Origin of the sequence: Pseudomonas sp. FSL W5-0299, assembly GCF_005930655.1 — a bacterium.
In the GTDB taxonomy this organism is placed as follows: Bacteria; Pseudomonadota; Gammaproteobacteria; order Pseudomonadales; family Pseudomonadaceae; genus Aquipseudomonas; species Aquipseudomonas mandelii.
The window spans coordinates 24,190-44,239 of the sequence record NZ_RXHX01000040.1 but is presented as its reverse complement, the minus strand read 5'-3'; the positions used below and the strand labels follow the sequence as shown (position 1 = coordinate 44,239).

At 58.6% G+C, this 20,050-nt stretch carries 18 protein-coding genes; 12 read left to right on the top strand and 6 right to left on the bottom strand.

Annotation, left to right across the window (positions count from 1 at the left end; all coding sequences use genetic code 11):
- Window positions 1-8 precede the first annotated feature (8 nt).
- Both FHL16_RS29210 and FHL16_RS29205 read right to left on the bottom strand, forming a co-directional pair.
- Entirely contained in the window at window positions 9-2,099 is a 2,091-nt protein-coding gene (locus FHL16_RS29210) for an AAA family ATPase (protein ID WP_077750064.1), read from the bottom strand.
- A 182-nt stretch (window positions 2,100-2,281) separates the two neighbouring features.
- A complete protein-coding gene (locus FHL16_RS29205) occupies window positions 2,282-3,154 on the bottom strand; it encodes a helix-turn-helix transcriptional regulator (protein ID WP_077750063.1) in 873 nt (290 codons plus the stop codon).
- A 118-nt stretch (window positions 3,155-3,272) separates the two neighbouring features.
- Between FHL16_RS29205 and FHL16_RS29200 the strand changes: the two genes are divergently transcribed.
- On the top strand, window positions 3,273-3,530 hold the full coding sequence (locus FHL16_RS29200) for a hypothetical protein (protein WP_077750061.1): 258 nt from the start codon (window positions 3,273-3,275) through the stop codon (window positions 3,528-3,530).
- Between the two features lie 700 nt (window positions 3,531-4,230).
- On the opposite strand, the gene FHL16_RS29190 is transcribed toward FHL16_RS29200, so the two are convergent.
- Entirely contained in the window at window positions 4,231-5,433 is a 1,203-nt protein-coding gene (locus tag FHL16_RS29190; protein ID WP_077750057.1) for a tyrosine-type recombinase/integrase, read from the bottom strand.
- A 317-nt stretch (window positions 5,434-5,750) separates the two neighbouring features.
- On the bottom strand, window positions 5,751-6,041 hold the full coding sequence (locus FHL16_RS29185; protein WP_077750056.1) for a DUF3077 domain-containing protein: 291 nt from the start codon (window positions 6,039-6,041) through the stop codon (window positions 5,751-5,753).
- Between the two features lie 578 nt (window positions 6,042-6,619).
- On the opposite strand from FHL16_RS29185, the gene FHL16_RS29180 reads away from it, so the two are divergent.
- From FHL16_RS29180 to FHL16_RS34275, 3 genes are all read left to right on the top strand, one after another.
- A complete protein-coding gene (locus FHL16_RS29180; protein WP_077750055.1) occupies window positions 6,620-6,943 on the top strand; it encodes a hypothetical protein in 324 nt (107 codons plus the stop codon).
- Window positions 6,944-7,187: 244 nt separating this feature from the next.
- Window positions 7,188-7,553, top strand: a complete 366-nt coding sequence (locus tag FHL16_RS29175; protein WP_077750054.1) for a hypothetical protein — start codon at window positions 7,188-7,190, stop codon at window positions 7,551-7,553.
- A complete protein-coding gene (locus tag FHL16_RS34275; RefSeq protein ID WP_197678981.1) occupies window positions 7,546-7,890 on the top strand; it encodes a hypothetical protein in 345 nt (114 codons plus the stop codon). Before FHL16_RS29175 ends, FHL16_RS34275 begins: the two co-directional genes overlap by 8 nt.
- 95 nt (window positions 7,891-7,985) lie before the next feature.
- On the opposite strand, the gene FHL16_RS29165 is transcribed toward FHL16_RS34275, so the two are convergent.
- Together FHL16_RS29165 and FHL16_RS29160 are read right to left on the bottom strand one after the other, a co-directional pair.
- Window positions 7,986-8,585 carry a cupin domain-containing protein gene (locus FHL16_RS29165; protein WP_077750072.1) on the bottom strand — a complete coding sequence of 200 codons (600 nt, stop codon included), beginning with the start codon at window positions 8,583-8,585 and terminating at the stop codon, window positions 7,986-7,988.
- A 67-nt stretch (window positions 8,586-8,652) separates the two neighbouring features.
- A complete protein-coding gene (locus FHL16_RS29160; protein ID WP_077750050.1) occupies window positions 8,653-10,614 on the bottom strand; it encodes an oxidoreductase in 1,962 nt (653 codons plus the stop codon).
- Window positions 10,615-10,828: 214 nt separating this feature from the next.
- On the opposite strand from FHL16_RS29160, the gene FHL16_RS29155 reads away from it, so the two are divergent.
- The 8 genes from FHL16_RS29155 (at window position 10,829) to FHL16_RS29120 (ending at window position 20,013) form a co-directional block, all read left to right on the top strand.
- The gene (locus FHL16_RS29155) at window positions 10,829-11,878 is read left to right on the top strand and encodes an ABC transporter substrate-binding protein (protein ID WP_077750049.1); all 1,050 of its coding nucleotides are present in this window, start codon (window positions 10,829-10,831) and stop codon (window positions 11,876-11,878) included.
- Between the two features lie 75 nt (window positions 11,879-11,953).
- On the top strand, window positions 11,954-12,733 hold the full coding sequence (locus tag FHL16_RS29150; RefSeq protein ID WP_077750047.1) for a class II aldolase/adducin family protein: 780 nt from the start codon (window positions 11,954-11,956) through the stop codon (window positions 12,731-12,733).
- Window positions 12,734-12,824: 91 nt separating this feature from the next.
- Window positions 12,825-13,472, top strand: a complete 648-nt coding sequence (locus FHL16_RS29145; RefSeq protein ID WP_077750046.1) for a TetR family transcriptional regulator C-terminal domain-containing protein — start codon at window positions 12,825-12,827, stop codon at window positions 13,470-13,472.
- Between the two features lie 92 nt (window positions 13,473-13,564).
- Window positions 13,565-14,281 (top strand): response regulator, encoded by a 717-nt coding sequence (locus FHL16_RS29140; RefSeq protein WP_010462198.1) that lies wholly within the window; start codon window positions 13,565-13,567, stop codon window positions 14,279-14,281.
- A gap of 5 nt (window positions 14,282-14,286) precedes the next feature.
- Window positions 14,287-15,060, top strand: coding sequence for a substrate-binding periplasmic protein (locus FHL16_RS29135; RefSeq protein WP_077750044.1), 774 nt, complete (start codon window positions 14,287-14,289; stop codon window positions 15,058-15,060).
- Window positions 15,057-17,318, top strand: coding sequence for an ATP-binding protein (locus FHL16_RS29130; protein ID WP_077750042.1), 2,262 nt, complete (start codon window positions 15,057-15,059; stop codon window positions 17,316-17,318). Before FHL16_RS29135 ends, FHL16_RS29130 begins: the two co-directional genes overlap by 4 nt.
- A gap of 186 nt (window positions 17,319-17,504) precedes the next feature.
- Entirely contained in the window at window positions 17,505-18,917 is a 1,413-nt protein-coding gene (locus tag FHL16_RS29125) for an amino acid permease (RefSeq protein ID WP_010462192.1), read from the top strand.
- 304 nt (window positions 18,918-19,221) lie between these two features.
- On the top strand, window positions 19,222-20,013 hold the full coding sequence (locus FHL16_RS29120; RefSeq protein WP_077750041.1) for an enoyl-CoA hydratase/isomerase family protein: 792 nt from the start codon (window positions 19,222-19,224) through the stop codon (window positions 20,011-20,013).
- Window positions 20,014-20,050: the final 37 nt, after the last annotated feature.

Sequence of the window (20,050 nt, the reverse complement as noted above, 5' to 3'; positions counted from 1 at the left end):
CACCCCGCTCAATGAACGAAACCGATGGGGCGTTGCAGCCCCTTGGACTTCAGTCGACATTCCGCCAACAGGGCCGCCGCCAACTCATCCGCGCTCGCGAACGGATTGAAGCGTGCGCGTCGCGCCACGGCGGCAAAATCACCCGGCGTCAACTGCCCTTCACCGCGCAGTTGCTGCCATGCGATGTGCTTCGGGTCTTTAAGGCCCAATTCGTTCAGGTGTGCAGCAAACAATGCCTGTGCCTGTGCCGGCGTCAGATAGCCAAAATGCACCTTCAGGTCGAAGCGTCGCAGCGAGGCCTCGTCCAGGTCGTTCATCAGGTTGGTGGAGGCGATGAAGAGTCCACGGTAGCTTTCCATCTGTGTGAGCATCTCGTTGACCGTTGTGATCTCCCAGCTCTGCCGCGCATTGCGACGGTCCTGCAGAAAACTGTCGACCTCATCGAGCAGTAACACGGCCTCTTCCTGTTGGGCACGCTCAAAGGCGCTTGCCAGGTTTTGTTCGGTCATACCCACGTAGGGGGACACCAGGTCGGACACGCGCTTGACCACCAACGGTTTACCCAACTCTCGCGCCAGCCAGCGGCCGAAGGCAGTCTTGCCGGTTCCGGGGGGGCCATAGAAGCACAGCCGTGCATGGGGATGAGCACGCAGGCCATCGACCAGGCCGGCAAGCGGCAAGTCGGCGTTGATCCACCGTGGTGAATAGAAAGCGGGCAAGTCATGGCTGCCGGTGTTGTTCAGCTTGGTAAAACCCTGGGCTTTCAAGGTGCCATCGATAATGCAGCGGATGGTGTTGTCCAGGGTTTTGCCTGCGCGTTGGGAGACGCTATGGCCCACTCGCACGGCGCGCTCCAGCACCGCCGGTGTGACCTGCTCATTGGCTGAGAGGTGTTCAACCAACTCGTCGCTCAGCTTGCCGGCGACACACTCGCGCAACATCTGTTTGCGCTGTGCCAGCGGCGGGTTAGTGACTTCAATCACCAGGTCGAAGCGGCGGATATGCGCGGGATCGATGGTCTCGATGCTGTTGCTCAGCCAGAAACACGGCAACACGTTTTCTTCGAGCATGCGGTTGATCCAGCCCTTCTGTGAGCGCGCATTGACGTTGGCGTGGGCAGCCTGGAAAACGTCTTCGATTTCATCGAGCACCAGCAACGCCCGTTGTGAATGCAGAACGCTATTGGCTGCACGCAAGGAACACAGGCGCTGATTGGCAAACACCGGATCGCCCTCCTGATCGGTACAGGCCACTTCGTACAGCGCGCTTTCCAAGTGGCGGGCCAGCAGTCGTGTGAGTTGCGTCTTGCCAGTGCCTGGCGGCCCGTAAAGCAGAATGTTGACCCCGGCCTTGCCCTGTCGCAAGGCCTTGGAAAGGTAGCGCTGCGCGATATCCATAGGACCTTTTACATGGTTGTAATGTTCACGGGTCAGGCTTCCTGGCGGGCTCAAACGGAACGCGTAGGAAAATATGTCAAGCGGTGTGCCCTGGCTGTAGCGCAGCAATCCGGGCAAGTTCGAGAGGCTGGTATACAGCAGGGAACTGAGTGCCAAGGCGACCCGGTGACCGGTGCCAATCGCCAGCAAACCCGCCCGTATCAACGCGCTTTCAGGCCCAACGCCGGCCTCTACCTGTGCTGGTGTCAGGCCAAGCAATACCGACAACACTTTCATCGCGCGTTTCAAACCCAGCGTACCCAACTGATCGGTGGCCTCGCTCAGCACGGGATCGGAATGCATCAGCACACAGAAACCCAGTATGCGCAACTCAGCCTCGTTCAACTTGAGCAGTGTCCCCAGCTCTGCGAGATTGTTCCCCAGGCTGTCGGGGTACGAGACCTGCGGATGATCAGCCTGAAGCTTACGCGCACCCTGACGCAATCCCTTCAGCGCATCGGCCGCACTGTAATCATCAGCCTCGACCCACTTCCCAAGGCCCATCCCGAGCGCAAGGTCATCATCATTGAAGCCGTGCCGACCGAGAAGATTTCGGTGTCCGCCAAGCTCCAGCAGCAGTTGGAAACACCACTTCAGCGAGAGTGGACAGGTGTCGTCGATACGCTGGTTGTCGGGGGCGAATGGAATGAGGGCGGTACGCATTGGAAGTGTCCTGACGCTTGAGAGAGAACAGGATAGGGACGGGGATGGTCAGAATGCGTCGTGAGCTGGAACGCCAGTGGAGCGTCTTCGTTTTCAGCAATCGAATGAGTCGACATTGACCAAAGCCCGGCTGGTTCAGACGGGCCATGGTGATCATTTACGGTTAGCTGACTGACGCCGAATCATTCATATAGCCAGGGTTTCAGTTCATCCAGGTTTTGCACCACGATCTGTTGCGCGGCTGCTTTAGGGTCATGCTTCTTCGGGTCGATCTGAAAACGTTGCAGCACGTATTTGACTAGCGCTCGGCGCGTGGGAATGACCAGTACGCCAGCCTCCATCCCGAAGTCCACTTCGATGATCGCCTTCTGTGCCGGTGTAAGCCGTGAGTCGGGTTCGATGATCACCGCCACTTCGGTGTTCCAGTCCAGGTCCGCGTCGATGAGGTTTTCGGTCTTGCGCTCATACTCCGGTTGGCCGCGCAGGCGACTCAACACAAAATCACGGTACTCGCGATTTTTCTCGCAATACGCCCGAACATGCCAACGCATGCCGGTGTAAATCAGGGTGTGAGGTGCGATCAGTCGGGTTTCTGGCTCCGGGTTGGCGAGGGAGACGTACTCGACTTCAATCACCTCGCTGTCGCGACAGGCCTTGAGCAGTGGCCGCAACACTTCAGGTCGAATCGTGCGGTCCGGGACCTCCAGCACCATCGTGTGGGCATACGCCAAGGCCAGGCCTTCTATATGCGGTGCGCGGGAATGTGTCTGGTTCAGCAGGTGAAGATAGGCATTGGCACTGTCGTCAATGAAGCGGGGCTTGAACTGTTTGCTGGGTACGTAACCCTTCAGATGCTTGTCATATGTAAGGTTTTTTGGCGCATGTTCCGTGATGTAGGTATTGATGTCCTTCGACGCCTGCTGCCGACTGATCCCGAAGCTCTGAATCAAGTGCCCCGTGGTCAGGCGGCCTTCCCACCAGGCAACGGTTTCGATCAACCGATAGCGAAGTGCCAGGTCCCAGCGAACCTGCTTGATATCCTGCATGCGTTTCATGGCGTCTCCATCTGCGCGAATTGTTTACCTGTATAAGTCTACATTCTAGACCTGTCGTTTAACACTACATATCTTGTCGCTGTCTTCGGCGTTGTCCGAACTCGTCAAGGAAATGAATATGGATACGTTGGACATGGTGTCGATGGTCGCGCTGTTGCTGCTGGGTTTGATCCTGGTGGTGCTGGTGTTCCAGTCTCTGAGATTGCGCGGCATGTGGCGGATGATGCTTGCCTGTCGCACTTCGGTTCGCTGGGCACAGATCTGGGAAATGGAAAACAAGGAGCTTCGCTCGGCCCTCAGAGCAGAAAAAGCACACGTCGAGCAGCTGAAAAGAAAGCTGGTGCTCTTGCACGAAGTGGATTACCCGAGGAGCTGAAGATGCCGATAAAACCGAAGCCGTTCGCCTTTGAATGTGGCGAATGTGGTTGGAAGAAAGTCGTGGCCCCAAAAAGTGATTGCTTGGGGCCGGCGGACTGGTTTGACCGATGCCCGAAATGTGGCAATGAAAAGCTGAAAATGAAGAGGGCAGGGTGGCTGGAGGGGAAGTGGGCGGAGCTTCGTTGGGTATTTACACAGACTTGACCGCCTAATTGCGTTCAACCTGACCAGCCATTTGCTATGGATTTGACCCGCACGCTCGTGGCCTTGAGCGGCAGAGAACGACCCAGGCTGTGTGAAAACGCGCTAAATACGTTGAAAACTGAGAGTCAGTGGGGTGTCTGTGGAATCAGCGGGCGGACGCGAGAACTACCTAAGTCAGCTACATAGACGTTCGTAATGTCGTTTGGGCCGCGTCAGCGGTCCGAACGGCTACTAATGGGCGAGCAAGCGTGGATTTAGGCCCTGATCGCCTCAAGCAGTCCTGCGATGCCAAAGATGCTCATCATTCGTTTGAGTTTGTAGGCGAGCACATAGAGGCTCATTTCGGTACTTACCCGCGGAAGAATGTTGTTCAGTCGGCCAAACGCCGAGACGCAGGGACTTGCTCATCAAAAGCGTGTAGGGACTTCTGCGGGGAAAAGTGAAACACGGTTACGAACCTCTCCTGCATCGATAAACGATGCAGGAGAGGCAATTCACTCATCAGAAGGCTGAGTCACATATACAGCCCAGTCAGTCATCATGGCTTGCCGCTTCTCAAATAGGTCTCCGCGAAAATAGGCCGCCTCCACTTTGTCTTGCCGCACATGTGCCAAGGCCAGCTCACAGACCTCTCTTGGGTATTGAGTCGATTCCGCTGCCCAATCGCGAAACGTGGAGCGAAAACCGTGCATGGTTAAATCGGTGCGGTTCATGCGGCGAAGCGACATCAGCATCGACATATTGGACAGAGGTTTACCTTCCCTGGCCCCCGGAAACACGTGGGCATTACCACTAAGCCGGATTAAACCATTGAGCAGATCCAAGGCAGCTTTACTCAGAGGCACGCGATGCTCTTTAGCCGCCTTCATCCGATGAGGCGGTATTTTCCAGACTCCCTTTTCTAAATCAATTTCATCCCAGGTTGCTCCGAGAACCTCGTTTGTTCTGCACGCGGTCAAAATGGTCAGCTGCATGGCTTTGTAGCTGAGGTCGTCTTGCTTTCTTATTTCTTTCATGAACGCAGGCATCTCTACCCACGGTAGTGCTGGGTGATGGACTACAGCTTTAACCTTGGAGCGTGGAGGCAGCAGTTTGTCGAGGTGCCCACGCCACCTGGCTGGATTTTCCCCTTCGCGCAGACCTCGCACTTTTGCGGCATCGAGCACCATTTCCATTCGGTTGCGAACACGGGACGCGGTTTCTGGTTTGACCTGCCATATCGGGTTGAGCACTTTGAGTACATGTTCAGTGGTCACCTCCTTAGCGTTTAAATTTTCCAGTACGGGGTATGCGTAGGTCGTTAACGTATTTTCCCATTGTTGGGCGTGCTTCGCGTTTTTCCAGCCTGAGCGATGAGCCGCTATGTAGTCCAGGGCAACGGATTTGAAAGTGATGGCTTTGGCTTGTTCGGCGAGCACTGCTTTTGCCACTGCCAAACGTGTGGCCTCGCGCTCAGCGAGAGGGTCTATCTTCTTTTGAAGGAGCTGTCGTTGAGTAACCGCCTCAGAACGTGCATCCTTTAGCTTCACGTCGGGGAATCCACCCAACCCCATCTCCCGGCGTTTTCCGGCCAGCTGAAACCGTAGAACCCAAGATTTCTTCCCGCTGGCCTTTACTACTAAGCGCAGTCCATCGCCGTCCTCGTAAGTACCTGGCTCAGACAAATTTTCGATCTGCTTTGTGTTTAGTTTTCCCACGTGTATTCACTCACCAGAAATTGTTGAGTCCACGTGCCGTTCCCCCATTTGTTCCCCCATTAGCAGTGGGATTTAGCGGAAACTCTTTGGACATTAATGGACGTATACTAGGCCGTAGGCCACGTTTTAACTAGACGGTCTGTATTTTTTCGGACGTTACGGGACAATAGCTTGGCGGTCTATCTCTCCGCCATTACATAAAAAAAGCCCCGTAGCTGAAAAGTTACGGGGCTTTTTTGTTTCCAATGCCTCGGTCAGGGCATTTTAAACCGTGAACGCGCCGATACATTGGTGTGATTACTCAGGATGGCTAGCCGCTATTTTGCGGCTTTCTTGTCCTTCCGATCAGGTCTGGGTGTTACCGCCTTAACCACATCATCAAGCAGCGCTTTGCCCATCGCCGTTAAATAGTGCGCGGCCCAGGCATGACGGTCGGTGTCTCTTACGTAGGCGGCGTCTTCCGTGAACGCCTTGGCCAGGAACAGAAAATCAGAGGCCTGTGCCAATGCATCACTCACAGGCACTCCAGCGCTGACGTGGAACATCGCTTTTCCTGAGCAGTAGATGGGGGTGAAGCCGATGGTTTTTGCTTCTGTTGGTTCGCTCATTGATCACCTCCATAGACGCAAAGGTGAATAGGTGACGAACAGCACCGCGCAGAAGGCAGGTGCGTGAGAGGCTTTATTTCGAACGGATTTAGTTTGTTCATTATCAGTTCCCTTGATTAGAAGAACTGCCACTTCGCTGTCTCAAAAGCGGGGTGGCAGCCGTGCGTGGTGTGAGACCCGGCAATCAAGGTAACCGGTAGGCCCGAAAGCCTCCCACGCACAGCCGCCATAAAACCGATTCGCTGACGAAAAAAAACGCCGCATAGGTTCTGTGGCGCTTTGCGCCTTGATTGTCCCCGGGGTCTCACGCCCGATCGCTGAATGTGCAGCGACGTCTGGAGAGTATCCCGACAAAGATAGGGGCAACAAGGCGGTAGCTTGCTGAAATGCACAGTAACGCGCTTCCTTACGCAACTCTCGGAGTTTGCCTACAACTTCAGCGAGAGTCACCCGGATATTCTGGTACCGACCCCACTCTGACAAAGAAGCGAAGCCCGACCAAGCGAGAAAAAAAGGCGCATCCCGCCCATTAGCTATCATGCAATAAAGAGCGAAATCACCGGATAGCGGGGAAGAGCATGAATAGATGGCGGCGGCTTTGGTTGATTATCAAGCTGATTGCAGCCCTGGCGGCCTGTGTGGCCGTCGCTGTTCAGGCTTTTCTCTACATGCTGGACAGCTCCGACGCCGTGCAAATTCATCCATTGAGCATTTTGGTTGTCGGGCTGATTTTTGGCTTCATTACTTTTGGACTTCTCTCATTGATTGAGAGGGGTGTGTTGCGACTGGTGGCCCCGATTATTTCCAGACCTCAAGCAGAACCTGAAGACGATGCCGGTGCAATGCCGGAACGGCCACTGACCTTTACAACCGAAGACCCCACTCATCAGAGAAACCTGTGACCTTGCGCTGGCAGCTTTCGCAAGAGCCCGTGGACGGATCTCACAGGCGTAATTCCGGGCTGACACAAACGAGAGAATCGTCCTACTTCGCACGCGGATACGTCCGAGATTGATCGAAGGTATATTCGTTTTTCAGCGAAGGCATCCGTAATGACTTCGCGGTCGAGCAGGTGGCTGGACGTTACGCACCATCTTCTGGTTGATCGGTTAATCGATGATTTATTCCCTCAAGGAGGAGGTAGCGATGTACAGCAGCAGTGAAGATGGTTTTCAGAGTAATGATCAGACCGGGGTGTCACGAGGCAAGCCAATGCCTGGGGATCTTCATCTGGATACCGGGCGGTTGGCCAACATTTTCAAAGCGCGAATAAAGAATACCGGGTGCCCGTTCTGTGAGCATGATGAGTGGGAGTTACCACTCCAGGCCGGGGCGACGGGTGTAGGGTTGCCTTGGGCGTGTGGCAAAGAGTATTTCCGCTCCGGCACGCCGGCGGTGATGCTTAATTGCAAGTACTGCGGATTTATTCGCCTGCATTCGCTCAATGTGCTGGCAGATATCGTTGTCGAAGACAGCAGCAAAACCGTAGCGCTGGAGGTCTGCGATGAGTGAACCTTTTGTGCTGGTAAACCTTGATGAGCATTACCCCGACCGCTTCCCGAGCAACAAAAGAAGTGGCACTGACGAGAATGGACGAAGACCATCAGGTCCTCCAGGAGAAAACCCATTGGAACCGCGAGTATCTAAACTTGAGACGCATATCGAATACGTCCGACGTGACATTGGTGACCTTCGCGTGGAGTTTCGTGAGCACCGTCAAGAGGCTAGAACGGATTTTCGGGAGCACCGCAAAGACGCTCGAACGGATTTTCGTTTACTGTTCGGCGCGTTGATCACCACGGCGCTGGGCTTGGCAGCCATGATGGGAAAAGGGTTCGGTTGGTTGTAAATGAGCGAGTAAAAAGAAAAACCGGCTAAACGCCGGTTTTTTCGTGCAATTTGCCGACACCCTGATTTTGTCTCCGCTCTGAGGTCGCTATGCCCTCAAAACGAAGGCGGCGTAATCACCCAGATCACCACGGCGTCCACCTCACCAGGATTGCCATACCGATGCGGCTCCTGGCTCGAAAAGCTGAAACTGTCCCCTTCATTCAGCTGGAAATAACGCTCCCCCACCCACAGCTCAAAACTCCCCGAAAGCAAATACCCAGCCTCTTCCCCTTCATGGCTGTAACTCTGCTGACTGTAAGTCCCGGGTGGAAACCGTGAGTGCAGCATTTCCAACTGCCGATTCGGCTGCGGCGTCAGCAGCTGATCCACAATCCCGTCCTCATAATGCACGCTCATCCGAGTGTTCTTGCGCACCACAACGCCGTTGTCTTCAGGCGCGGTATTGCCCTCGCTGGCAAAGAACCATTGGATGGTCACACCCAAACTGCGGGCGATATTGAACAGCGCAGGAATCGACGGATAAGCCAGATTCCGTTCCAGCTGGCTGATATACCCCGCCGTCAGCTCGCTCATCTGCGCCAGTTCCGCCAGGGTCATGCCCCGACGTTTACGCAACCCACGAATCCGTGTGCCGAGAAAATGCGGTTCTGCCGTGGCGCTGTCCTGTGTGGGCGCGCTGCTGGCAGGCGGCATCTTGCTGCTGTTGCTCATGGCGTGCTCCAAACCGGGGTGTGTAAAAGCCCCGGAGTATAAAACAGCCTCAAAGCGCCCAGGCGACTTTCAAACCTTCGTAGATGGCTTCTTCGGCAGTGCGCGGGGCGAGGCAGTCGCCGATGCGACGAAATTCCACCAGACCTTGCAGCTCGGCGCCGAGGGTGTCGACGGGTTGATGGCCCTGGCAGAGCACCAGTGTGTCGATGTTTTCGAAGAGCATCGGTTCGCCGCTGGCGGTGTGTTGCAGGTAGACGGTGTTGTCGTCGCAGCCGTAGAGGCGGGCGTAGGGGGTGATCGGGATGCCGAGTTTGTGCAGTTCGCCGGCCAGTTGATCGCGCACGTACAGCGGCAGGTTTTCCCCACAATGGGTGCCGTTGACGGCGAGTTGCACCTGGTGCCCGGCGCGTACCAGACGTTCGGCGATGCCGGGGCCGATCCAGTCGGCGCGCCAATCGACGACCACCACGGAACGACCGATTTGCACCTCCTCGCGCAGCACTTGCCAGGCGTCTACGACCTGCAACTCGCCGCCTCGCTCGAAGTCCGGCCAATACGGTTCGGCGCCGGTAGCAACGATCACCATGTCCGGCCGTTCGCGTTCGACCAGCGCCCGGTCGACGCGGGTGTTACGCACGACGCGCACCCCGGCCAGTTCCATTTCGCGTTGCAGGTTGGTGCTGGCGCCGCCGAATTCGGCACGCCGGGGCAGCAGTTGCGCCAGCAAGACCTGGCCGCCGAGTTGCGAGCTGGCTTCGTAGAGGGTCACGTCATGGCCGCGCTGGGCGGCCACGGCGGCGGCTTTCATCCCGGCCGGTCCGCCGCCGGCGATCATGATGCGTTTGCGTTGGGCCGCTGGTTGTCGCTGGCCGAAGATCAATTCACGCCCGGTTTCCGGGTGCTGGATGCAGGAAATCGGCAGGCCTTTGTGGAAGTGGCCGATGCAGGCCTGGTTGCAGGCGATGCAGGCGCGCACGTCTTCGACATGGCCAGTGTCGGTTTTGTTGGGCATTTGCGGGTCGCAGATCAGGGCGCGGGTCATGCCACAGACGTCGGCTTGGCCGCGAGCCAGAATCAGCTCGGCTTCTTGCGGCTGGTTGATGCGGCCGGTGACGAACAGTGGAATCGACAACCCGGCCTTGAACGTTCCGGCTTCCTTGGCCAGGTACGCGGCTTCGATCGCCATCGGCGGCACGATGTGCACGGCGCCGCCTAAAGACGCCGAGGTGCCGGCGACGATGTGCACATAGTCCAGAATCGGTTGCAGGGATTGCACGGCGGCCAGGGATTCGTCCTCGGTCAGCCCCTCGGGATCGCGTTCATCGGCGGAAATGCGCAGGCCGACGATGAAGTGTTCATCGGTGTTGGCGCGCACCGCCGCGATCACTTCACGCAGGAAACGCAACCGCTGTTCCAGCTCGCCGTTATAGCCATCGGTGCGATGGTTGACCCTGGGGTTGAGGAATTGCGCCGGCAGGTAGCCATGGCTGGCGACCACTTCCACACCGTCGATTCCGGCCTGGTACAGACGTCGGGCAGCGGCGCCGTAACCGGCGACGATCTCGTCGATCATCGCTTGATCCAGCGCACGCGGCATCACCCGGAAACGCTCGTTGGGCACCGCTGACGGCGAGTAGGCGACGGCCAGCAAGCCATCGCTGGACTCCATGATTTCCCGACCTGGATGGAAGATCTGCGACAGCACCACGGTGCCGTGCGCATGGCAACGTTCAGCGATCGTCCGATAGCCCTCGATGCAAGCGTCGTCAGTGGCCATCAGCACATGGGAGGTGTACCGCGCGCTGTCATGCACCCCGGCCACTTGCAACACGATCAGGCCGACGCCACCTTCGGCCCGAGCGGTGTGGTAAGCGATCAGTTGCTCGTTGACCAGGTTGTCGGTGGGCATCGAGGTGTCGTGACCGCTGGACATGATGCGGTTTTTCAGGCGTTTGCCACGCAGCTGCAAGGGTTCGAACAGGTGTGCAAAAGCGGGGGACGAGGTCGGCATGGGACGGTTACTCCAGGCAGGCTGCAGCCGAAAGGCCGGCTTTTCGGTGTTATTATTTGCCTATAGAAATTTACCTGTAGTAAAAAATCAACTTGTTTTTTTACTGTGCCTCGCAGTAGATTCGTTTGGCGCCCGCACCTGGGGCGAACCTCACAACAATAAAAAAGGGCCACGTCGACGTTGAGTCGAGTGACACCTGCAAGAGGAACCACTGATGAAATCGAATACGCTCAAGCACGGTTTTTATCCCTTGATGCTGTCCTTGGCCGTCAGCCTTGGCAGCGCTCAGGCAGCACCGGACATGGTGGTGGTGGGTTACGGCGGCGCCGGCCAGAAAGCCCAGGATGTGGCGTTCTTCCAGCCGTTCAGCATTGCGGATCGCAGCAAGCTGATTCAAAGCGAATACAACGGTGAGATGGCCCGGATCAAAGTGATGGTCGACACCGGCAACGCCGATTGGGACGTGGTGCAGATAGAAGGCCCCGACCTGATGCGCGGTTGCGATGAAGGAATGTATGAAAAACTCGACTGGAAAACCCTCGGTCGCGTCGAACAATTGATTCCCGACGCCGCGCAGCCGTGCGGTTCGGCAGCGCTGGTGTGGAGCGTGGCGATTGCCTACGACACGCAGAAGCTGGCGCAGGCTCCGACGTCGTGGGCCGACTTCTGGGATGTGCAGAAAACCCCCGGCAAACGCGGGCTGCGCAAGCGTGCTGTGTATAACCTGGAGTTCGCGTTGCTGGCCGACGGCGTGAAAGTCGAAGACGTTTATTCAGTGTTGAACACGCCGCAAGGTGTCGACCGGGCCTTCGCCAAGCTCACCGAGCTCAAACCCTACATCCAGTGGTGGGAAGCCGGCGCGCAACCGGCGCAATGGCTGACGGCCGGGGATGTGGTGATGACCTCGACGTACAGCGGACGTGTGGCCGCAGCCGCGCAAAACGGCAGTCACCTGGGGCTGGTGTGGCCGGGCAGTCTGTATGGCATGGATTACTGGGCGATCATCAAAGGCTCGAAACATGTCGATCAGGCCAAGCGCTTTATCGCGTTCGCCAATCAGCCGGACGCGCAGGTCAAGTATGTCGAGCAGATCCCTTACGGCCCGACCAATACGCAAGCGGCAGCCAGACTCGACGGCAAACTCGCGCAATGGGTACCCACGGCGCCGCAAAACCTGAAAGGCGCGCTGTCGATGGACGTGGCGTTCTGGGTCGATCACGGCGAAGAACTCGAAGAGCGTTTTAATGCCTGGGCCAGCAAATAGCCGCTGGCGGCTGGACGTTTCACCGCGTCCGGCCTTACTGTTTTGCGCAGTCGATCACCCTGGAGAACCGCAACAATGAACGAGATCGCCCTCCCGCTGCGCAGCACGACGGAACAGCATCTGCGCGAGGAACTGGCCGCCTGTTATCGATTGATCGCGCACTTTCGCATGACCGATCTGATCTTTACCCACATCTCGGTGCGACTGCCGGGGCCTGAGCATCACTTCCTGATCAATCCATACGGGCTGATGTTCGATGAGATCACCGCGTCGAATCTGGTGAAGATCGGCCTTGATGGCCGGGCCGTGGAGCCGTCGCCGTATCCCGTGAATCCGGCAGGTTTTGTGATTCACAGCGCCATTCATGGTGCCCGTGACGATGCGCAGTGCGTGCTGCACACCCACACCCGATCCGGCTGCGCGGTCGCGGCGTTGAAGTGCGGGTTGTTGCCGGTGAATCAGATCTCCATGGAGTTCTACGGGCGGGTGGCCTATCACGACTATGAAGGCGTGGCGCTGGACATGAGCGAACAGCAGCGCCTGGTGCAGGACCTTGGCGACAAGCCGGTGCTGATGCTGCGTAATCACGGTTTGCTGACCGTTGGCCAGACTGTGAGCCAAGCCTTCTTGCGCATGTACTACCTGGAAAAAGCCTGTGAAATCCAGCTCGCTGCGCAGGCTGCCGGTGAGTTGGTCTTGCCGCCGAGCGAGGTGTGCGAACACACCGAACGTCAGTTCAATGATCCTGGCCGGCCGTTGGACGAAGGGGAGTTGAGCGACCCGGATGCCATGCAGTTGGCCTGGGCCGCGCTGTTGCGATTGCTTGAGCGGGTGGCGCCGGGTTATCGCGACTGACTGGAGACTTGCCACGCTCTTGCTGTACAGTCGTTCAGCCCGCGGCGTTCACCGCCGCGCCCTAATGATTGATCCACGGAGAGTGTCGCGCATGAGTCAGGAAGCCCGTTTTTCCCGCATGGAGCCGGAGTTGCGCAAGGCCAACCTGATCGAAGCCACGCTGGTTTGCCTCAAGCGCCACGGCTTTCAGGGCGCATCGATCCGCAAGATTTCCGCCGAGGCCGGCGTCTCGGTCGGGTTGATCAGCCATCATTATTCCGGCAAGGACGAATTGGTGGCCGAGGCCTACCGGGCGATTACTGGCAGGGTCATGGGGTTGCTGCGCGAAGCCATGGAACACGCGGCACCCAGCGCCCGGGAACGCTTGTCGGCGTTTTTTCGCGGCTCGTTTTCAGCCGAATTACTCGACCCGCAATTGATTGATGCCTGGCTGGCATTCTGGGGGGCTGTACGCACGGCGGAATCAATCAACCTCGCGCACGAGCATTCCTACGGAGAGTATCGCGGCATCTTGCGTAAAGTCCTGACCGAATTGGCGCAGGAGGAGGGCTGGGAACACTTCGATGCCGACCTGGCCGCCATCAGCCTTAGCGCGTTGCTTGATGGTTTGTGGCTGGAGTCGGGGCTCAACCCAGGCACCTTTACCCCGGAGCAAGGCATTCAGATTTGCGAAGCCTGGGTCGACGGCTTGCAGGCCGGCGGTCGTCAACGGTTTTGCGTTCAGACGACGGGCTGTTGATCGGTCGTTCAGCTGCCGATACTCTCTGGCGCCAAGGCAACAAAACACTCTAATAAGAAACACGCCTTCGGGCATACGCGGGACACCTAGCGATGACTCCTCGGGTACTGATCGTCGATGACGATCCGCTGATTCGCGAACTGCTGCATGCCTACCTGTCCCAGGAAGGTTATGACGTGCATTGCGCCGCCACCGCGGAGCTGGCCGAAACCTTTCTGGCGAGCCAGACGGTGGATCTGGTGATGCTCGATATCCGCTTGCCGGGCAAGGACGGGCTGACCCTGACCCGGGAGCTGCGGGTCCGATCGGAAGTCGGGATCATTCTGATCACCGGGCGCAACGATGAAATCGATCGCATCGTCGGCCTCGAATGCGGCGCCGATGACTACGTGATCAAACCCCTCAACCCACGCGAGCTGGTGTCCCGGGCGAAAAACCTGATACGCCGGGTTCGCCACGCGCAGGCGCCCCAGCCGGTGGCGGCCATTGCAAAACCGGTCAAGCAATTCGCCGACTGGGCGCTGGACACCGATCGCCGACGGCTGATCGACGCCACTGGCAGCGAAACCCTGCTGACCCACGGCGAATACCAGCTGCTCAGCGTGTTCCTGCGCAACAGCGGCCACACGTTGAGCCGCGATCAGTTGATGGACCAGATCCGCAACCGCGAGTGGGTGCCCAATGATCGTTCTATCGACGTGTTGGTCGGACGTTTGCGGCGCAAGTTGCACGACGACCCGGCCGAGCCGCAGTTGATCATTACCATCCACGGTGCCGGTTACCTGTTCACCGCCAGCGTAGCGGCCTGACTCTTATGTGGCGGCTGTTTGCGCTGCTGCTGGGGTTGGTCGCCCACAGCACAATGGCGGCGGAAAAGATTCGCTATTGCGACTATCCGGTCTACCCGCCGATCTCCTGGAGTGACGGCAAGCAGGTGCGCGGCCTGGCCCCGAGCGTGGTGAAAAACCTCTTCGAGAAACTCGGCTATGAAGTCGACATCATCGTGCTCGGCAACTGGAAGCGCTGCCTGCTCGACGCCGCTGAAGGCCGGGTCGATGTGGTGTTGGCCTACAACACCGCACAACGCGAGCAGAGCATGATGTTTTCCACGGTGCCGGTGTTGCGTGAAGAGGTCGCACTGTTCATCAACCGCCAGCGTCCGGTGAAATTCGAGCGTCTGGAGGACCTGGCCCATTACCGTGGCGGGCTGCTGTTCGGTGAAAGTTATGGCGTGGAATTCGACCGCTTGGTCGCACAGCACCAAAACATCGAGTGGGTCTCTGACAGCCGCCAGAACTTCGGAAAACTGATTCGCGGGCGCATCGACTTCATCACCTCGGAGCGACGCACCGGCGAGCTTTACGTCGAGAACCTGCCGGGCGCACAAGACATCGTCGCCTTGCCGACCTCCTTGAGCGTTGACTACCTGCGGATTGCGGTATCACGCCGTTCACCACTGGCCAGCCGCATGCCGGACATCGATGCGCAACTCAAACGCATGGTCGATGCCGGGGAGGTCGAGCGTTTGCTCGACGAAAGCGAAGTCACGTACCGCGACATGATCAACCTGCCGGCGAATTCGAAATGATCGGCGCACGGCCCGGGGGGCTGTTGCGGCGTCTGCTGTTGTTCATTCTGTTGTTCAGCCTGTGCTTCACCGTCCTGGCGAGCACCGTGCAGTTGTACTTCGAATACCGCCGCGAGATGCGCGAGATCGATTCGCGCATGGAGCTGATTCGCGCCGGGTATCTGGCCAGTCTGGAGCGCAGTCTCTGGGACTTGAACCAGGAACAATTGAATGTGCAGTTACGCGGCCTGGTGGATTTTTCCGACGTGGCACGGGTGCATCTGATCAGCCCTGATTTCGATCTGCTGCATGGCAACGCGGAGCCGGTCGGGCCGTTGCGCATTGAGCGTTTTCAATTGGACTATCAACCGCCGTCCGGGCCGTTGCGGCATCTGGGCCAGTTGGAGGTCAGCACCGATCTGGGCGCCGTGCACCAGCGTTTGTATGCCACCGGTTTGACCAGCCTGTTATGGATGAGCGTGTTCCTATGCGGGTTGGCGGTGGCGCTGTCGGGGCTGTTTTACCGCTTGGTCACGCGTCACCTGCAAGTCATGGCCGAATTCGCCCGGCGCGTTGCCGCCGGTGACTGGCACGACCCCTTGCAGCTGGACAAGCGCCGTGGCGCCGACGAGGACGAAATCGACACCGTGGCCCATGCGCTGGACGACATGCGCCGGGCAATCCTCAGTGACATTGACCGCCGGGAAACCGATCGACTGGCCCTGCAAGACAACCGCGATGAACTGCTGCGAAGGGTCGAGCGCCGCACCGCCAGCCTGATGCGTGCCAAGGATGAAGCCGAAGCGGCCAACCTTGCGAAATCACGGTTCCTGGCGACCATGAGCCACGAACTGCGCACGCCGCTCAACGGCATCCTTGGCATGGCCGAGTTGCTGCGTGACGCCCACTTGGATGAGCGCAACGGCAAACGTCTGGATGCGTTGTACAAGGCGGGCGAAGGGTTGTTGTCGATTCTCAATGAAGTGCTGTATTTCGCTCGATTGGAGGAGGGCGTCAGCCACCCGGAACCGGTCGACTTTTCCCTCCGGCGGTTGCTCGACGAGGTGCTGACGCTGCTTGAACCGCGCGCGCTGAGCAACAACACGACGCTGCACTGCCGGATGGATCCGCAAGTCGCTGGTCGCCACCGCGGCGCCGAACAATTCTTGCGTCAGGTATTGAGCAACTTGCTGGCCAACGCGATCAAGTTCACCGAAGGTGGAGAGGTCAGAGTCGAGGTCGTGCTGCTGGCTCCCAACCCGCAACAGACCGGGCAACGGCTGCGCCTGAGCGTGACGGACAACGGCATCGGCATTGCGCCGGCGGTGCAGGATAAGATTTTCGAGCGCTTCACGCAGGCCAGCGAGGAGGTGGCGCAACGCTTCGGCGGAACCGGTCTCGGATTGGCCATTTGCAAACATCTGGTGGAGCAGTTGGGCGGGCAGATCGGTGTTGAAAGCCAGGTCGGGCAGGGCAGCTGTTTCTGGTTTGAAGTGACGTTGCAACCGTCGACCGGCACCACCGAGGTGGCGTCAAGCAGCGAACCCGGCAGGTCGCTGAAGATTCTGGTGGTCGAGGACGTGGCGCTGAACCGTGAAGTGGTCAGCGGCTTGCTGCAACGGGACGGGCATCAGGTCTGGCTCGCCGAAGACGGCGAGCAGGCGCTGATGCAATGCGCCGGGCAGACGTTCGATTTGATCCTGCTCGACGTGCACCTGCCGGGTATCAGTGGCGTCGAGTTGTGCACATTGATTCGCGGCACCGAAGGCCCGAACCGCCAATGCCGAATCTTCGCCCTGACCGCCAGTGTGCAACCGGCGCTGGTGCGCGGTTATCTGGATGCCGGGATGGACGGCATTCTCGCCAAACCTCTGAAGCTCGACAATCTGCGTCAGGCCCTGGCCGGGCATTCACCAATACCCACGCCGCAGCCTGTTGACGAGGCAATGGATTGGCCGCTGCTGGACACCCACCGCACCTTGCTCGGTGAACAGAAACTCCAGGGATTGCTGGCGGTGTTGCGCGATTCGATCAGCCAGCATCGCGAAGCGCTCACGGAAGCGATCGAGGCCGACGATTGCACCGAAGTCGCTCACTTGGCGCATCGCTTGGCCGGCAGCAGCGACTCATTGGGCTTTCGTGCATTGGCCACTGTGCTGCGCGCGCTGGAAGAGGCTGCGCTGGTCAACGACGAATCAAGGTTGCGGATATTGGCACCGCAGGTTCACGCGCACTTGCAGCATTCGCAACAGACGCTGACCGACCTGCTACACCCCTGACATACAAGTTCGTTACGACTTTTTACAACTTCGAGCGTTAAGGTCAACGGGAGCTTACATGGCCTTCCAATAATCGAGATAACCGCCACAGCGCGGTCTTCGAAGCTTATTGGAGATAATAATAATGAACCGCCGTAAAGCTGATCCCTCCTCGCGCCACGCGCACCTTGCTGATGGGGTGCGGACATGAGCGAATCTATCGAACGTAATGGCATCCACCTGACCCGTGCTTTAAAAAGCCGACACATTTTCATGTTGTCCCTGGGGGGCGTGATCGGCACGGGGTTGTTTATGGGCTCCGGAGTGACGATCAATCAGGGCGGGCCGGTGGGGGCGATTCTCGCTTACCTGGTCGCCGGTTTCCTGATGTACCTGGTGATGGTGTGCCTGGGCGAATTGTCCGTGCAAATGCCGGTGTCCGGCTCGTTTCAAACCCACGCGACCAAGTTCATCGGGCCGGCCACCGGCTTCATGATCGGCTGGGTGTACTGGATGAGTTGGGCGACCACCGTGGGCCTGGAGTTCACGGCGGCAGGCATGCTGATGGAACGCTGGTTTCCAACCATTCCGATCTGGTACTGGTCGGCGCTGTTCGTGGTGGTGCTGTTCGGCCTGAATGCGTTGGCCACACGCGCTTTTGGTGAAGCGGAATACTGGTTTTCCGGGATCAAGGTCGCGGCGATCCTCGGGTTTATTGTGGTCGGCGTGCTGGTGATTTTCGGCGCGATCCCACTGACCAGCGGCGCACCGGCACCGATGATGACCAACCTGATCGGCGACTCGCTGTTCCCCAACGGTTTGTCGGCGGTGTTCGCAGTGATGATGACTGTGGTCTACGCCTTCCAGGGCTGCGAGATCATGGGCGTGGCCGCCGGCGAAACCGATCAGCCGGAAAAAAGCATCCCGCGTGCCGTGCGCAACGTGGTGTTTCGCGTGTTGATTTTCTATGTGCTGGCGATCGTGGTGCTGTCGGCAATCGTGCCGTGGCAGCAGGCCGGGTTGATGGAAAGTCCGTTCGTTCAAGTGTTCGACATGGTCGGCATTCCTTATGCGGCTGACTTGATGAACTTTGTGATTCTTACGGCGATTCTGTCGGTGGGTAACTCGGGCCTGTATGCCTCTACGCGCATTCTGTGGGCGATGTCCAAGACCGGCATGGCGCCGAAAAGCCTGTCGCCGTTGAGCAAGCGCGGCGTGCCGTTGCGGGCGCTGAGCATCACCTTGTGCTTCGCGCTGGTGTCGTTGATGACCAGCTTCGTCGCGGCGGACACGCTGTTCATGGTGTTGATGGCGGTGAGCGGCATGTCGGGCACGGTGACCTGGATCGTGATCGCGCTGGCGCAGTACAAATTCCGCAAGGCTTACCTGCGCGATGGCGGCAAGCTCAGCGACTTGAAATACCGCGCGCCGTGGTTCCCGCTGTTGCCGCTGACATGCATTGCGTTGTGCTGTTCGCTGTTCGTGTTCCTGGCATTGGATGAAACGCAGCGCCCTTCGCTGTATTGGGGCTTCGGGTTTATCGCGGTGTGCTACGCCGCGTACTTCCTGACTCAACGCAAGCGCCAGGCGGTGCTGGCACCGAGCTTGCCGACGGCGTAACCGCACACACCAAGACAAAACCCCATGGGAGCAAGCCGTGGCGAGAGGATCAATCCCCTCGCCACGGCTTGCTCCCATCGTTGTTTTTGGTGGGTTACGCGCTGTAGGCAGTTGTTCAAAGTTGTAACAGCGCAGTCGTCGCATGGCTGGATGTCAGAACTTAAGCCAACAAAATCAATTACTTACTAAGTAAGAGCAGCTGTTACAGCCCGTTCTTCAGCCAATTGCCGTCTTGCTGAACACTCGTTTAGTATTGCCCTAAGTCGCACCACCTCACGCCAAACACAATAATTCGAGGATTCGCATGACTACTCACATTTCTCTGCTGTGCCAAGTAAAAGCCGGCGTGGCCTGGATCACCCTCGATCGCCCCGATCAGCGTAATGCGCTGGACATTCCGACCCTGAAAAACCTGCACGCCGTGCTCGATGAGTTCAACGCCGATCCCTCCGTTCGGGTCGTGGTGCTGACCGGCAGCGGCCGCAGTTTCTGTTCCGGCGCGGATCTCGCCGAGTGGGCCGATGCCGAAGCCCGTGGCGCCCTCGAAAGCTACGGCTGGACCGAAACCGCCCATGCATTGATGAGCCGTTTGTACAGCCTGGAAAAACCGACCATCGCCGCCATCAACGGCACCGCCGTCGGCGCCGGGATGGACCTGACGCTGTGCTGCGACCTGCGCATCGCCGCGCAATCGGCGCGCTTCAAGGCCGGCTACACCAGCATGGCCTACTCGCCGGACGCCGGTGCCAGCTGGCATCTGCCGCGCCTGATCGGCACCGAACAAGCCAAGCGCCTGCTGTTCCTCGACGAGTTGTGGGGCGCCGACCGTGCCTTGGCCGCCGGTCTCGTCGGCGAAGTCTGCGCCGATGAACAACTGCACGACGTGACCACCGAATTGGCCACGCGCCTGGCCAACGGCCCGACGTTCGCTTTCGCCCAGACCAAAAAACTCATGCGCGAAGGCGCCCAGCGCAGCCTGCCGGAGCAACTGCAAGCCGAGCTCGCCGCCGGCCTGCTTTGCGGTCGCAGCAAAGACGGCGCCGAAGCCTTGCGCGCCGCCATCGAAAAACGCCCGGCACACTTCAGCGGCCAATAGGCTCGATGACTGGCCTCGTACACCTACTCAGCACATG

What these genes read in the sequence shown, in the direction of transcription:
- FHL16_RS34275 (WP_197678981.1), top strand. Translation starts at nt 7,546, where the DNA reads ATGAGTGAACCTTTTGTGCTGGTAAACCTTGATGAGCATTACCCCGAC.
- FHL16_RS29180 (WP_077750055.1), top strand. Translation starts at nt 6,620, where the DNA reads ATGAATAGATGGCGGCGGCTTTGGTTGATTATCAAGCTGATTGCAGCC.
- FHL16_RS29120 (WP_077750041.1), top strand. Translation starts at nt 19,222, where the DNA reads ATGACTACTCACATTTCTCTGCTGTGCCAAGTAAAAGCCGGCGTGGCC.
- FHL16_RS29125 (WP_010462192.1), top strand. Translation starts at nt 17,505, where the DNA reads ATGAGCGAATCTATCGAACGTAATGGCATCCACCTGACCCGTGCTTTA.
- FHL16_RS29150 (WP_077750047.1), top strand. Translation starts at nt 11,954, where the DNA reads ATGAACGAGATCGCCCTCCCGCTGCGCAGCACGACGGAACAGCATCTG.
- FHL16_RS29175 (WP_077750054.1), top strand. Translation starts at nt 7,188, where the DNA reads ATGTACAGCAGCAGTGAAGATGGTTTTCAGAGTAATGATCAGACCGGG.
- FHL16_RS29185 (WP_077750056.1), bottom strand. Translation starts at nt 6,041, where the DNA reads ATGAGCGAACCAACAGAAGCAAAAACCATCGGCTTCACCCCCATCTAC.
- FHL16_RS29140 (WP_010462198.1), top strand. Translation starts at nt 13,565, where the DNA reads ATGACTCCTCGGGTACTGATCGTCGATGACGATCCGCTGATTCGCGAA.
- FHL16_RS29165 (WP_077750072.1), bottom strand. Translation starts at nt 8,585, where the DNA reads ATGCCGCCTGCCAGCAGCGCGCCCACACAGGACAGCGCCACGGCAGAA.
- FHL16_RS29130 (WP_077750042.1), top strand. Translation starts at nt 15,057, where the DNA reads ATGATCGGCGCACGGCCCGGGGGGCTGTTGCGGCGTCTGCTGTTGTTC.
- FHL16_RS29210 (WP_077750064.1), bottom strand. Translation starts at nt 2,099, where the DNA reads ATGCGTACCGCCCTCATTCCATTCGCCCCCGACAACCAGCGTATCGAC.
- FHL16_RS29205 (WP_077750063.1), bottom strand. Translation starts at nt 3,154, where the DNA reads ATGAAACGCATGCAGGATATCAAGCAGGTTCGCTGGGACCTGGCACTT.
- FHL16_RS29200 (WP_077750061.1), top strand. Translation starts at nt 3,273, where the DNA reads ATGGATACGTTGGACATGGTGTCGATGGTCGCGCTGTTGCTGCTGGGT.
- FHL16_RS29145 (WP_077750046.1), top strand. Translation starts at nt 12,825, where the DNA reads ATGAGTCAGGAAGCCCGTTTTTCCCGCATGGAGCCGGAGTTGCGCAAG.
- FHL16_RS29160 (WP_077750050.1), bottom strand. Translation starts at nt 10,614, where the DNA reads ATGCCGACCTCGTCCCCCGCTTTTGCACACCTGTTCGAACCCTTGCAG.
- FHL16_RS29155 (WP_077750049.1), top strand. Translation starts at nt 10,829, where the DNA reads ATGAAATCGAATACGCTCAAGCACGGTTTTTATCCCTTGATGCTGTCC.
- FHL16_RS29135 (WP_077750044.1), top strand. Translation starts at nt 14,287, where the DNA reads ATGTGGCGGCTGTTTGCGCTGCTGCTGGGGTTGGTCGCCCACAGCACA.